Source organism: Bradyrhizobium embrapense (assembly GCF_001189235.2).
In the GTDB taxonomy this organism is placed as follows: Bacteria; Pseudomonadota; Alphaproteobacteria; order Rhizobiales; family Xanthobacteraceae; genus Bradyrhizobium; species Bradyrhizobium embrapense.
Genome location: NZ_LFIP02000015.1, coordinates 1 through 13,240, shown reverse-complemented (window position 1 = coordinate 13,240; position 13,240 = coordinate 1). Strand labels below are relative to the sequence as shown.

The window sequence follows — 13,240 nt, the reverse complement described above, 5'->3', positions numbered from 1 at the left end:
GCCTTACGGCGCCGATGTCACCACCACATCGCCTCACCGGCGCTGGATTTGTCCGTGACGTCACGCACGGAGCGATCCAGCGAGCGGTCGAGCGCGGTCAGCACACGGCGCTTGAAGGTGTCGAACAGTTCCGATTTGCGGTCACGGGGCCGCGCGAGGTTGATGGTGATCTGCTCGAACAGCCGGCCCGGTCGCGGCCGCATCACCAAGACGCGGTCGGCCAGCACCACCGCCTCGTCGACGTCATGGGTGACCAGGATCAGGGTCGGCCGGGTGTCGGCCCAGAGATCGAGCAGGTGATCCTGCAGGTCGCGCCGCGTGAAGGCATCGAGCGCCGAGAACGGCTCGTCGAGCAGCAGCACTTCGGGCTGCGGCACCAAGGCGCGGGCGATCGCGACCCGCTGCGCCTGTCCGCCGGAGAGCTCGCGCGGCCAGGCGGCGGCCTTGTCGGCAAGGCCGACGCGGGCCAGCGCCGCCGCGACCCGCTCGCGCCTGACGTCGGCGGGAAGGTCGGCGAGACCAAAGCCGATATTGTCGGCGACGCTGAGCCATGGCAGCAGCCGCGGCTCCTGGAAGATGATGCCGATCTTGGCGTGCGGCGATGATATCACCGCATTGTCCAGCGTCACGCTGCCGGTGCTGGCGCGATCGAGGCCGGCGATGGCGCGCAGCAGGGTCGACTTGCCGCAACCGGAACCGCCGATGATGGCGATGATCTCGCCGGGCGAAATCTCGGCCGAGAACCGCTCCAGCGCGTGAACGCCGTTCGGATAGGTCTTGCCGACTTCTTTGAGCGCCAGCATTACTGCCCTCCCCGCGCGCCGAACGCGTCCTGCCAGCGCAGCAGCGGCGCAGCAGTGACTTCGATCAGCCAGTCGGTGAGCTTGCCGAGGATCGCGAAGATCACGATGGCGGCGAGAATCTGCGCCGGCTTGCCGAGCTGCTGGCCGTCGAGCAGCAGATAACCAAGACCTTCGGAGGCGCCGATCAATTCGGCCGCGACCACGAACATCCACCCCAAACCAAGGCCGACCCGCAGCGCCACCACATAGGCCGGCAGCACGGCCGGCAGCAGAATGCGGCGGATCATGGCGGGTCCGGACAGGCGGAACACGCGACCGACCTCGACGATCTTGCGATCGACCGACAGGATCGCACCCATCACGCCGAGATAAATCGGAAAGAAGACGCCGACCGCGATCAGCGCAATCTTCGAGGTCTCGAAGATGCCGAGCCAGAGCACGAACAGCGGCACCCAGGCGAGCGAGGGGATCGCGCGCAGCGCCTGCACGGTCGGATCGAGCACCCGCTTGGCGAAATCCCAATAGCCGGAGATCGCGCCCATGATGGTGCCGGCGATGACGCCGAGCGCAAAGCCTGCGCCGACCCGCCACAAGGTCGCGAGGATGTGCCGTGACAGCTCACCGCTTTTGGCGAGCGCCACGATGGTCTCGAACACCTTGGACGGCGGCGGCACCAGGCGTCCGTTGGAGTAGCCGAGACCAACGACAAGTTCCCAGCCCAGCGCGATCACGACCGGTACCACGAGCCCCAGCGCCGGCCGCGCATGGCGCGACCACCGCGCCGGCGCAGCCCGCGGCGTGGCCGTCTGTTCCAGCACGGGCAGGTCAGCGGTCATGGCCATAGCAAGAACTATTGTTCCGGTGGGATTGCAAGGTGGGGTGACGTGGACCGCGGCCTTCTTCCCTTCTCCCCTTGTGGGAGAAGGTGGCGCGGACACAGTCCGCGACGGATGAGGGGTCACCATCCGCGGAGACAAACCCCTCACCCCGCTTCGCTGCGCGAAGCGACCCTCTCCCACAAGGGGAGAGGGTGCAGCGGCGGCTAGTTCGTCGGCAGCGGGACCTGGTCGTCGATCAGCGCATCCAGTGCGGCCTTGACGTCGGTCTTGGCGTCGATCACGCCGGCCTGCTGCAAGGCGAGGCCCGCGGCCAAAATCGACTCTCGCTGCGGGGCGCCGATCCGGCTGTGGGTCAGCTCGGTGCGCTCCTTGAGCTGCTTGTCGACCACGGCATCGGGCAGCTTGGTGACGGCGATGAAGGTCTTCTTCAGCTCGTCATAGTTCGCCAGCGAATATTTCCGCGCCTCTTCGTAAGCCCCGAGCACGCGGCGGACGATATCCGGATGCGCCTTCAGGAACTCCTCGCGCACATTGAGGACGCCCCAGGTGTTGGCATCGGCGTTGCGATAGAACAGTTTTGCGCCGTCCTCGACCTCCGCCTGCGCCATCATCGGATCGAGACCGGCCCAGGCGTCGACGTCGCCGCGGATCAGCGCGGTCTTACCGTCGGCGTGCTGCAGCAGCACCGGCGTGATGTCCTTCTCCGTCAGCCCGGCGCCGAGCAGCGCTCGGACCAGGAAGATGTGCGGGTCGGTGCCGCGCGTCACCGCGACGCGCTTGCCCTTGAGGTCGGCGACCGAGGTGATCTTGGAGTCCTTGGTGGTGACCAGCGCGGTCCATTCGGGACGCGAATAGACGTAGATCGACTTGATCGGATTGCCGTTGATCTTCGCGACCAAAGCGGCCGAGCCCGCGGTCGAGCCGAGATCGATCGAACCGGCATTGAGGAATTCGAGCGCCTTGTTGGAGCCGGCCGACTGCACCCAGACGATGCTGATGCCGTCCTTGGCGAATTCCTTCTCCAGCAGGCCCTTTTGCTTGAGGACCATCGACACCGGATTGTAGGTCGCCCAGTCGATCCGGATCTCCTTCAGCGCGTCGGCGGCGAGCGCTGTACCGGGCAACAATGTCGAGACCGCGAGCAGCGCAGCGAAGCTGCGCCGGGAAAATTCGTGCATTCGTCGATCTCCTCGATCAGATTGTGAAACAATCTTTTAATTCAATGAGTTAGCCTTGCGGTCAACGAGAAAATCTCTACCCTTTGGGCGACGGCGCGAGAACGATCTTGCTCGCGGCATCGTCAGGAGAGCATGGAGCTGCTGTCGTTATACTTTGGTCAGTGACAGCAACAGCTCCGTCCGATATCGGATGAACGTATGGACAGCGTCGCAGCCGAAGTCCGCGCTGAAGCGGATGATCGTTTCGAGACCGAGCGGATCACCGCGGCGGTCAATGCACTCGCCGAGCAGCATGCCGGCCGCGAGGACCAGTTCCGCGCCGCGATGGCGCAGTTGCTCAAGGCAGAGCTGATCGCGGCGCGCGCCACCGCACAGACGCTGCTGCTGAAGGACCGACACGGCCGGCGCTGTGCCGAACGGCTCTGTTTCGTGCAGGACGAGATCATCCGCATCCTCTACGCGGCGGCGACCCGGCATCTCTATCACTCGCCGATCCCCTCGGGCGCCGAGCGCATGGCCGTGGTCGCGACCGGCGGCTATGGCCGCGGGCTGATGGCGCCGGAATCCGACATCGATCTGTTGTTCATCCTGCCCTACAAGCAGACCGCCTGGGGCGAGCAGGTCGCCGAGGCGATTCTCTATTGCCTCTGGGACATGGGGCTGAAGGTCGGCCACGCCACCCGCTCGGTCGATGAATCGATCCGCCAGGCGCGCGGCGACATGACGATCCGCACCGCGATCCTGGAGACGCGCTTCCTGACCGGCGACCAGCCGCTCTATGACGAACTGGTCGAGCGCTTCGACAAGGAAGTGGTGCAGGGCACCGCGGCGGAATTCGTCACCGCCAAGCTCGCCGAGCGCGAGGAGCGGCATCGCCGCGCCGGCCAGTCGCGCTATCTGGTCGAGCCCAACGTCAAGGACGGCAAGGGCGGCCTGCGCGACCTGCACACGCTGTTCTGGATCGCGAAATACGTCTACCGCGTGCGCGAGACCGGCGAGCTCTTGGAACGCGGCGTGTTCGACGCCCAGGAATATCGCACCTTCCGGCGCTGCGCCGACTTCCTGTGGTCGGTGCGCTGCAACCTGCATTTCTTCGCCGGACGCGCCGAGGAGCGGCTGTCGTTCGACATGCAGCGCGAGATCGCGGTGCGCCTCGGCTACACCTCGCATCCCGGCATGCAGGACGTCGAGCGCTTCATGAAGCACTACTTCCTGATCGCGAAAGACGTCGGCGACCTCACCGCGATCCTGTGCGCCAGGCTCGAAGAGGAGCACAACAAGCCGGCACCGGTGCTGAGCCGGATGGTGGCGCGGCTGCGGCCCGGTACCAAGCGGCGGCGGGTCAACGGCAGCGACGACTTCATCGTCGACAACAACCGCATCAACCTCGCCGCCCCTGATGTGTTCAAGCACGATCCGGTCAACCTGATCCGGATCTTCCGCCTCGCGCAGCAGAACAACCTCGCCTTCCATCCCGACGCGATGCGCACGGTGACGCGCTCGCTGAAGCTGATCAACACCCAGCTCCGCGACGACGAGGAAGCCAACCGCCTGTTCATGGAGATCCTGACCTCGAACGACGCCGAGACCGTGCTGCGGCGGATGAACGAGACCGGCGTGCTCGGCCATTTCATCCGCGCCTTCGGCAAGATCGTCTCGATGATGCAGTTCAACATGTACCACCACTATACGGTGGACGAGCACCTGATCCGCTGCATCGGCTTCCTGCAGGACATCGAGCGCGGCGGCAACGAGGAGTTCACGGTCGCCAGCGATCTGTTCCGCAAGATCCGTCCCGAGCACCGCCCGGTGATCTATATCGCAACGCTCTTGCACGACATCGCCAAGGGCCGGCCCGAGGATCATTCGATCGCCGGCGCCAAGGTGGCGCGGCGGCTGTGCCCGCGGCTCGGCTTCTCCGCCGCCGACACCGAGCTGGTGGCCTGGCTGATCGAGGAACATCTGACGATGTCGACGGTGGCGCAATCGCGCGATCTGTCGGACCGTAAGACCATCGAGAATTTCGCCGCCGTGGTGCAGTCCGTCGAGCAGATGAAACTGCTCACGATCCTGACCACCGCCGACATTCGCGGGGTCGGCCCCGGCGTCTGGAACGGCTGGAAGGCGCAGCTGTTGCGCACGCTGTATTACGAAACCGAACCCGTGCTGACCGGCGGCTTCTCCGAGGTCAACCGCGCCCAGCGCATCGCGGTGGCGCAAGCCGAGTTCCGCCGCGCCTTCACCGAATGGCCGGAGACCGAGCTCAACGCCTATATCGGCCGGCACTACCCGGCCTACTGGCTCAAGGTCGAGCTGCAACGCAAGATCCGCCAGGCGCGCTTCATCCGCGCCAGCGAACAGGCCGGCCACAAGCTCGCGATCAATGTCGGCTTCGACGAGATCCGCGCCGTCACCGAGCTCACGATCCTGGCGACCGACCATCCCTGGCTGCTGTCGATCATCGCGGGCGCCTGCGCTTCCGCCGGCGCCAACATCGTCGACGCGCAGATCTACACCACGACCGACGGCCGCGCGCTCGACACCATCTCGATCTCGCGCGAATACGACCGCGACGATGACGAGGGCCGCCGCGCGACGCGGATCGGCGAGATGATCGAGCAGGTGCTGGAAGGCAAGCTCAGGCTGCCCGAGGCGGTCGCCAAGCGCGCGGTGCGCAGCAAGGCGCGGCCGTTCATCGTCGAGCCCGAAGTGACCATCAACAACCAGTGGTCCGACCGCTACACGGTGATCGAGGTCTCCGGCCTCGACCGCCCCGGTCTGCTCTACCAGCTGACCACCGCGATCTCGAAGCTCAACCTCAACATCGCCTCGGCCCATGTCGCGACCTTCGGCGAACGCGCCCGCGACGTGTTCTACGTCACCGACCTGCTCGGCGCCCAGATCACCGCGCCGACCCGGCAGGCCGCGATCAAGAGTTCGCTGTTGCATCTGTTGTCGAGCGAGGACCAGGCGGCGAAGCCGGCGGCGTGACGGGAGCGCTAAACCTCCACGCCCTCATGCCTTAGCAGCCAGCGCTTCCTTTCCAATCCGCCGCCATATTTCACCAGCGAGCCGTTGGCGCCGATCAGGCGGTGGCATGGCACGACGACGCTGATCGGGTTGGAGCCGTTGGCATGGCCGACCGCGCGCATCGCATTCGGCACTTTCAGTTCCGCCGCCAGCGCGCCATAGCTCATGGTGGTGCCGTGTGGAATCTTCGGCAGCGCGTGCCAGACCTTCTGCTGGAACGGCGTGCCGGCGACGCGCCATTCGACATCGGCGAGCCGATCGAGATCGCCGCTGAAGTAGTCACTGAGCGCCTTGCGCATCGCGACCGGCGCGCGGCCGTCCCGCAAGGTCACGGCGCCATAGTGCAGCCGCAGCAGGTCGAGCATGCGCGCTTCATAGTCGTCCCAATCGAGCGCGCGCAGCACGCCGTCGTCGTCGGTTACCAGCAGCGCGGTGCCGATCGGGGTCTTGAGGCGGTCGAGGTTGAAGGTCTGCGCGGTCTTGCGGTCGGCCATATCAGTCGTTCTCGAAACAGTCGCTCGGCATACAATTCACCGCCCGCATGCTAGCGTCCACCCGAATTCCGGTGAGGGGGCCGAGCATGCTTTGGATAGCCAATTTTCTGGTCGCGGTGGTGGCCGCGCTGCATACCTATTTCCTCGTGCTCGAGATGTTTCTCTGGACCAAGCCGCTCGGGCTGAAGACCTTCCGCAACTCGATCGAGAAGGCAACGGACTCGGCAGTGCTCGCCGCCAATCAGGGACTTTATAACGGCTTCCTTGCCGCCGGACTGATCTGGGGCCTCGTGCATGGAAGTCCAGCCTTCGCGTTCCAGATCAAGACATTCTTCCTGCTCTGTGTGATCGTCGCCGGTGCCTATGGCGCCGCCACCGTCAGCCGCCGCATCCTTTATGTGCAGGCCGCGCCCGCTGCGTTGGCGCTGATCCTGCTCTGGCTTGCCTGACGCGACATCGCGCGCAGGGACATCGCCTTGCAATGCCCCCGTGGTTCCTCCATCATCCCTGACAACGGTGACATCCGCCGGCTTGAGCCTTGCGGACAAGATCACCGGCAACATGGGAGGTCACGGACATGAGGAGCGTGCAATTGCTCGCTGCGACAGCGCTTGCCATCGCGTTGTCGGTTACATCGGCCGCCGCGCAGAAGAAATACGATATCGGCGCGACCGATACCGAGATCAAGATCGGCCAAACCGTGCCGTTCTCGGGCCCTGCATCCGCCTATGCCGGCATCGGCAAGACCCAGGCGGCCTACATGAAGATGATCAACGATCAGGGCGGCATCAACGGCCGCAAGCTGAACCTGATCCAGTATGACGACGCCTATTCGCCGCCCAAAGCGGTCGAGCAGGTGCGCAAGCTCGTCGAGGGCGACGAGGTGCTGTTCACATTCCAGATCATCGGCACGCCGTCAAATGCCGCCGTGCAGAAATATCTGAATGCCAAGAAGGTGCCGCAGCTGCTCGCCTCGACCGGCGCGTCGCGCTTCTCCGACCCGCAGAACGCGCCATGGACCATCGCGTTCAATCCGAACTACCAGTCCGAGGGACGCATCTACGCCAAATACATCCTGGCCAATCACCCCAACGCCAAGATCGGCATCTTCTACCAGAACGACGATCTCGGCCGCGACTACATCACCGGCCTGAAGAGCGGGCTCGGCGACAAGGCCGCGAGCATGATCGTCGCCGAGGTGTCCTATGAACTGACCGACCCGACCGTCGACTCGCAGATCGTCAAGCTGAAGGCCGCCGGCGTCGACCTGCTCTATAACGCGTCGACGCCGAAATTCGCAGCTCAGGCGATCCGCAAGGTCGCGGACCTCGACTGGCACCCCGTGCACATCCTCGACATCAATGCGAGCCCGGTGTCGGCGACGCTGAAGCCGGCCGGCCTTGACATCTCCAAGGGCATCATCTCGACCAATTACGGCAAGGACCCCGCCGATCCGCAGTGGAAGGACGATCCCGGCGTGAAGGCCTATTTCGCCTTCATGGACAAGTATTATCCGGAGGGCGACAAGCTCAACACCGTCAACACCTACGGCTACTCGACGGCCGAGCTCTTGATCCAGGTGCTGAAGCAGTGCGGCGACGACCTCACCCGCGAGAACCTGATGAAGCAGGTGACCAGCCTGAAGAAGTTCGTGCCGAGCCTCGCGCTGCCCGGCATGTCGATCACGACCGGACCGAACGACTATCGCATCAACAAGCAGATGCAGATGATGAGGTTCAACGGCGAGCGCTGGGAGCTGTTCGGCCCGATCATCGAGGACACCGGCCCGGCGGGTTAGGTTCGCGCCGCATCGAAGCCGCGCATGCAGCTGTCATCCCCGCGAATGCGGGGATCCAGTACGCCGCGGCTTATCGGCTCACTCTCAAATGCCTCTGGAATACTGGATCGCCCGCTTTCGCGGGCGGTGGCAGCTGAGATGCGCGGTGACGTAGCGGAGCGCCCCCCGCTTCCCCCGTTCCCCCTTTTCGCGCCGCCCCCTACTTTCGTTGACTGAAATCGCTCACCTTTTCGGCATCGCTCGTCTTGCATCGCAGCAACGGTTCCGCCAGTATCCCGGCCCAGCGATGGCGACCGCGGGACCTTGAACCCACGGACAAGATCATCGGCCAATCATCAGTCACGTGAGGAAAACAGCATTATGAGGAACGGGATTTTCCACCTGGTCACGGGAACGGCGCTCGCAATCGCGCTGTCTGCAACGTCGGCCTCCGCACAGAAGAAATACGATCCCGGCGCGAGCGACACCGAGATCAAGATCGGCCAGACCGTCCCCTTCTCCGGACCGGCCTCCGCCTATGCCTCGATCGGCAAGACCCAGGCGGCCTATTTCAAGATGATCAACGACCAGGGCGGCATCAACGGCCGCAAGATCAATTTGATCCAGTATGACGACGCTTATTCGCCGCCGAAGGCCGTCGAGCAGGTGCGCAAGCTCGTCGAGAGCGACGAGGTGCTCCTGACCTTCCAGATCGTCGGCACGCCGTCGAACGCGGCCGTGCAGAAATATCTCAACGCCAAGAAGGTGCCGCAGCTGTTCGCCGCCACCGGCGCCTCGAAGTTCACCGACCCGAAGAACTTCCCCTGGACGCTCGGCTTCAATCCGAACTATTTCGTCGAAGGCCGCATCTACGGCCAGTACATCCTGAAGGAGCATCCGAACGCCAAGATCGGTGTGCTCTATCAGAACGATGACCTCGGCAAGGATTACCTGAACGGCATCAAGGCCGGCCTTGGCGACAAGGCGGCCAAGATGATCGTGGCCGAAGCTTCCTATGAGGTCTCCGACCCGACCATCGATTCCCAGGTGATCAAGATCAAGGACGCCGGCGCCGACCTGTTCTTCTCGGCCTCGACGCCGAAGCAGGCAGCGCAGGCGATCAAGAAGATCGCCGAGCTCGGCTGGCATCCGGTCCACATCGTCGACATCAACGCCACCTCGGTCGGCGCGGTGCTGCAGCCGGCGGGCCTCGAGGCCTCCAAGGGCCTGATCTCAACCAATTACGGCAAGGATCCGGCCGATCCGCAGTGGAAGGACGATCCGGGCATGAAGCGCTATTTCGACTTCATGGCCAAGTATTATCCCGACGGCGACAAGAACTCGAACTTCAACACCTATGGCTATTCGACCGCCCAGCTGATGGTGCATGTGCTGAAGCAGTGCGGCGACGAGCTGACCCGCGAGAACGTGCTGAAGCAGGCGACCAATTTGAAGAACGTCGACCTCGACATGGCGCTGCCCGGCATCAAGGGCAACACCACGCCGAACGACTATCGCGTCAACAAGCAACTGCAGATGATGCGCTTCAACGGCGAGCGCTGGGAGCTGTTCGGCCCAATCCTCGAGGACGCCGGCCCGGCGGGCTAGTGGTTCGCGCAGGTGTGAAACGCAATCGGCGGCCTCCCGGCCGCCGATTTTGTTTTTGACGTCCCCTCAGCGTCATTGCGAGGAGCAACAGCGACGAAGCAATCCATCGCTTCGCAAGCGGCGGAATGGATTGCTTCGCGGAGCCTGTCATCCGGCGGCGCTTCGCGCCGACCGGGTGGCTCGCAATGACGTGGATGGAGCGAAGCACTCCATCGCCATCACCCTGAAGGAGGCCACGCAGCGGCCGTCTGGAAGGGTCGACGGCCAGCCACTCGCGGGGCCGTGCATCCTTCGAGGCGCCGCTTCCGGATTAAAGATCCTCGCTTCGTGCGCTCACGCTGGAATCTCGCCGAAATTCTTGCCGACCGGCAGCACGGCATGGCGGATCAGCCGCGAGTCCTCCACCGCGGCCTGGCGGTGCTTCACCGCCTCGCGATAGACGGGATCGCGGATCATCTCGACGAAGGCGGCGACGCTTGGATACTCCGCGATGAAGCAGTGATCCCAGCGCTCCTCCTGCGGGCCGATCAGCATCAGCTCGAAGCGGCCCTGCCAGACGATGCGCCCACCAAGCCGTTCGAACACCGGGCCGCTCTCGCGGCCATAGGCGGCGTAGGCCTCCGCGCCGGTCGCCTTGCGGCCGTCGGGATAGGCGGCCCACTCGCGCAGGCGCACCAGATTGAGCATGTGGATCGGGCCCGGCCGGTTGTTGTCCCGGAATTGCCCGAAGACGTCCTTAGTCGGGTCGATATGGCCCATGCGGTGATCCTTTGTTTTGTTGTTCCATCTACGTGTAGCACGCGCCGCCTCACCTCCTAATCCCCCGTTAAGCTTTGCGTAACCGCCCCTTAAACCGGGAACGCTAGCGTGCGACCCTGTCAGGGTGTGAGCGTTGCGGATGGCGTGGGGACGTAAGAAAGGCGGTGCGCGCAAGGAGCCGCTGTTCGGGCTACCGGCCGCGCTTGCCGATCTCCGGCTGTCACCCTCCGATCGCGTTCCCGGCGGCGCCGACGACAAGCCCGCCAAATCCAAACCCAAGAGCAGCGACAACGGCAGCGGTTCCGGCAGCGAGAAACCGCGCGCCTCGCGCGGCGGCAGCAAGCGGCGCAGCAGGTCGCGCGGCTTTGGCATCGGCCGCCTGTTCTATTGGACCGCGGTGCTCGGCCTGTGGGCCGGCATTGCGATGATCGGTGTCGTGGTGTGGGTCGGCGCGCATCTTCCGCCGATCCAATCCCTGGAAATTCCCAAGCGTCCGCCGACGATCCAGATCGTCGGCATCGACGGCAGCGTGCTGGCGCAGCGCGGCGAAATGGCCGGCGCCAACATCGCGCTGAAGGACCTGCCGCCCTATCTGCCGAAGGCCTTCATCGCCATCGAGGACCGCCGCTTCTATTCGCATTTCGGCGTCGACCCGGTCGGCATTTTGCGCGCGGCCGTCACCAACGTGCTGCATCGCGGCGTCTCGCAGGGCGGCTCGACGCTGACGCAGCAGCTCGCCAAGAACCTCTTCCTGACCCAGGAGCGCACTATGCAGCGCAAGCTGCAGGAGGCCGAGCTCGCGCTGTGGCTGGAACGCAAGCATTCCAAGGACGAGATCCTCGAGCTCTATCTCAACCGCGTCTATTTCGGCTCTGGTGCCTACGGCGTCGAGGCCGCCGCGCAGCGCTATTTCGGCAAGTCGGCGAAGAACGTGACCTTGCCGGAAGCCGCGATGCTCGCGGGCCTCGTCAAGTCGCCGTCGCGGTTGGCGCCGAACCGCAATCCCGAGGGCGCCGAGCAGCGCGCGCAGGTCGTGCTCGCGGCGATGGCCGACGCCAAATTCATCACTGAAGCCCAAGCAAAAGCCTCGATCGGCCAGCCCTCGATCGCGGTGAAGCCGGCCGGCGCCGGGACCGTGAACTATGTCGCCGATTGGATCGGCGAGGTGCTCGACGATCTGGTCGGCCAGATCGACCAGGACATCGTGGTGCAGACCACGATCGATCCGAAGCTGCAGGCCGTCGCCGAAGCCGCCGTGATCGACGAGCTTGCCGCCAAGAGCGTGAAGTTCAATGTCAGCCAGGGCGCGCTAGTGGCGATGACGCCCGAAGGCGCGGTGCGTGCCATGGTCGGCGGCCGGAACTATTCCGAGAGCCAGTACAATCGCGCCGTGACCGCGAAGCGGCAGCCGGGCTCGTCGTTCAAGCCGTTCGTCTATCTCACCGCTGTCGAGGCCGGGCTGACGCCGGACACGATCCGCACCGACGCGCCGCTCGACATCAAGGGCTGGAAGCCGGAGAACTACACCCACGAATATTTCGGCTCGGTGACGTTGACCCAGGCGCTGGCGATGTCGCTGAACACGGTGGCGGTGCGGCTCGCCGTCGAGGTCGGGCCTAAGAACGTGGTGCGCACCGCGCACCGGCTTGGCATCTCCTCCAAGTTGGAACCCAATGTGTCGATCGCGCTCGGCACCTCGGAAGTGTCCGTGCTCGAGTTGGTCGGCGCCTATGCGCCGTTCGCCAATGGCGGTTACGCCGTATCGCCGCATGTGGTGACCAGGATCAAGACCAGCTCCGGCAAGCTGCTCTATGACCGCCCAGCGGATCCGCCCAACCAGGTGATCGAACCGCGCTATGACGCGATGATGAACGCCATGATGCGCGAGACGCTGATCTCGGGTACCGCGCGCAAGGCGGAGATCCCCGGCTGGACCGCGGCCGGCAAGACCGGCACCAGTCAGGATTATCGCGACGCCTGGTTCATCGGCTACACCGCCAAGCTGGTCACCGGCGTCTGGCTCGGCAATGACGACAACTCGCCGACCAAAAAGGCGACCGGCGGCGGGCTGCCGGTAGAAGTGTGGACCCGCTTCATGAAGGCCGCGCATCAAGGCGTGCCGGTCGCGGCGATCCCGAACTCGCAAGGCAGCTGGGCCCCGGCGAACCTGATGCAGATCTCCTCGCAGATATCAGCGCCTTCGGGGCCGGCGGCACCGCTGCAGATTCAACCGCCGATGCAGGCGCCACCGCCCGCGCCGGTCCCGTCCGGCGGCTACTACCGACAACCACCGCCGATGCCGGCACGCGCAGCACCGCCACCCAACCCGAACGCGCGGCCGGAGGCGGCAGCTGGGCTCGATGGCTGGCTGGCGGATCGGTTGTTTCGGTAGATCGACTGCGCCTGGCTTCGTAGCCCGGATGAGGCGAAGCGAAATCCGGGACCAGTCGCGCCGAACTGCACCCCTGATGTGAGACACGGTAAATCAGGGACAGGTGCCGGCCGCTTGAAGCGGCACGGCGGGTTGACGGGTTAGGGCCGCATGGCGGGGCTGCTGCGCAGCAGCCCCGCCATGCGGTAAATTTGCCTCGAACTCGGCTGGCGGCCGGTAGGCCAAAGCCGAGTGCAACCGTTGACGATTGTATACCTCTTCGATGAAGGCGCCGATCGCATTTCTGGCCTGTTGCGCATCGCGGTAGGTCTGGCCGTCGACCTCCTCTTGCTTGAGGGTCTTCATGAAGCTTTCCGCCCT

Annotated in this window: 11 protein-coding genes; 5 read left to right on the top strand and 6 right to left on the bottom strand. The window is 64.8% G+C overall.

Features of this window, described 5'->3' with window-relative positions:
- Positions 1-17: 17 nt before the first annotated feature.
- From AKN83_RS35455 to AKN83_RS35445, 3 genes are all read right to left on the bottom strand, one after another.
- Positions 18-803 (bottom strand): ABC transporter ATP-binding protein, encoded by a 786-nt coding sequence (locus AKN83_RS35455; RefSeq protein ID WP_050404747.1) that lies wholly within the window; start codon positions 801-803, stop codon positions 18-20.
- Positions 803-1,639 (bottom strand): ABC transporter permease, encoded by an 837-nt coding sequence (locus tag AKN83_RS35450; protein ID WP_050404814.1) that lies wholly within the window; start codon positions 1,637-1,639, stop codon positions 803-805. The genes AKN83_RS35455 and AKN83_RS35450 overlap by 1 nt, the downstream gene beginning before the upstream one ends.
- A gap of 206 nt (positions 1,640-1,845) precedes the next feature.
- A complete protein-coding gene (locus AKN83_RS35445) occupies positions 1,846-2,820 on the bottom strand; it encodes an aliphatic sulfonate ABC transporter substrate-binding protein (protein WP_050404746.1) in 975 nt (324 codons plus the stop codon).
- 198 nt (positions 2,821-3,018) lie between these two features.
- Between AKN83_RS35445 and AKN83_RS35440 the strand changes: the two genes are divergently transcribed.
- Positions 3,019-5,811 (top strand): [protein-PII] uridylyltransferase, encoded by a 2,793-nt coding sequence (locus tag AKN83_RS35440; protein WP_050404745.1) that lies wholly within the window; start codon positions 3,019-3,021, stop codon positions 5,809-5,811.
- Positions 5,812-5,819: 8 nt separating this feature from the next.
- On the opposite strand, the gene AKN83_RS35435 is transcribed toward AKN83_RS35440, so the two are convergent.
- A complete protein-coding gene (locus AKN83_RS35435; protein ID WP_050404744.1) occupies positions 5,820-6,344 on the bottom strand; it encodes a methylated-DNA--[protein]-cysteine S-methyltransferase in 525 nt (174 codons plus the stop codon).
- Positions 6,345-6,430: 86 nt separating this feature from the next.
- Here AKN83_RS35435 and AKN83_RS35430 point away from each other — a divergent pair, with 86 nt between their 5' ends.
- The 3 genes from AKN83_RS35430 to AKN83_RS35420 all read left to right on the top strand — a co-directional run bounded on the left by AKN83_RS35430 (position 6,431) and on the right by AKN83_RS35420 (position 9,729).
- A complete protein-coding gene (locus AKN83_RS35430) occupies positions 6,431-6,793 on the top strand; it encodes a DUF1304 domain-containing protein (RefSeq protein ID WP_050404743.1) in 363 nt (120 codons plus the stop codon).
- A 128-nt stretch (positions 6,794-6,921) separates the two neighbouring features.
- Positions 6,922-8,142, top strand: a complete 1,221-nt coding sequence (locus AKN83_RS35425; protein ID WP_063695696.1) for an ABC transporter substrate-binding protein — start codon at positions 6,922-6,924, stop codon at positions 8,140-8,142.
- Between the two features lie 360 nt (positions 8,143-8,502).
- Positions 8,503-9,729, top strand: a complete 1,227-nt coding sequence (locus tag AKN83_RS35420) for an ABC transporter substrate-binding protein (protein WP_063695695.1) — start codon at positions 8,503-8,505, stop codon at positions 9,727-9,729.
- A gap of 333 nt (positions 9,730-10,062) precedes the next feature.
- On the opposite strand, the gene AKN83_RS35415 is transcribed toward AKN83_RS35420, so the two are convergent.
- Positions 10,063-10,488, bottom strand: a complete 426-nt coding sequence (locus AKN83_RS35415; protein WP_050404742.1) for a DUF1330 domain-containing protein — start codon at positions 10,486-10,488, stop codon at positions 10,063-10,065.
- Positions 10,489-10,627: 139 nt separating this feature from the next.
- On the opposite strand from AKN83_RS35415, the gene AKN83_RS35410 reads away from it, so the two are divergent.
- Positions 10,628-12,880, top strand: coding sequence for a transglycosylase domain-containing protein (locus AKN83_RS35410; RefSeq protein WP_050404741.1), 2,253 nt, complete (start codon positions 10,628-10,630; stop codon positions 12,878-12,880).
- 93 nt (positions 12,881-12,973) lie between these two features.
- Here the strand turns inward: AKN83_RS35410 and AKN83_RS35405 are convergent.
- Positions 12,974-13,240 (bottom strand): integrase core domain-containing protein (locus AKN83_RS35405; RefSeq protein ID WP_157113731.1); only part of this gene is annotated, 267 nt, incomplete at its 5' end.

Coding starts and splice junctions, on each gene's coding strand:
- AKN83_RS35455 (WP_050404747.1), bottom strand. CDS start 803: ATGCTGGCGCTCAAAGAAGTCGGCAAGACCTATCCGAACGGCGTTCAC.
- AKN83_RS35450 (WP_050404814.1), bottom strand. CDS start 1,639: ATGACCGCTGACCTGCCCGTGCTGGAACAGACGGCCACGCCGCGGGCT.
- AKN83_RS35445 (WP_050404746.1), bottom strand. CDS start 2,820: ATGCACGAATTTTCCCGGCGCAGCTTCGCTGCGCTGCTCGCGGTCTCG.
- AKN83_RS35440 (WP_050404745.1), top strand. CDS start 3,019: ATGGACAGCGTCGCAGCCGAAGTCCGCGCTGAAGCGGATGATCGTTTC.
- AKN83_RS35435 (WP_050404744.1), bottom strand. CDS start 6,344: ATGGCCGACCGCAAGACCGCGCAGACCTTCAACCTCGACCGCCTCAAG.
- AKN83_RS35430 (WP_050404743.1), top strand. CDS start 6,431: ATGCTTTGGATAGCCAATTTTCTGGTCGCGGTGGTGGCCGCGCTGCAT.
- AKN83_RS35425 (WP_063695696.1), top strand. CDS start 6,922: ATGAGGAGCGTGCAATTGCTCGCTGCGACAGCGCTTGCCATCGCGTTG.
- AKN83_RS35420 (WP_063695695.1), top strand. CDS start 8,503: ATGAGGAACGGGATTTTCCACCTGGTCACGGGAACGGCGCTCGCAATC.
- AKN83_RS35415 (WP_050404742.1), bottom strand. CDS start 10,488: ATGGGCCATATCGACCCGACTAAGGACGTCTTCGGGCAATTCCGGGAC.
- AKN83_RS35410 (WP_050404741.1), top strand. CDS start 10,628: ATGGCGTGGGGACGTAAGAAAGGCGGTGCGCGCAAGGAGCCGCTGTTC.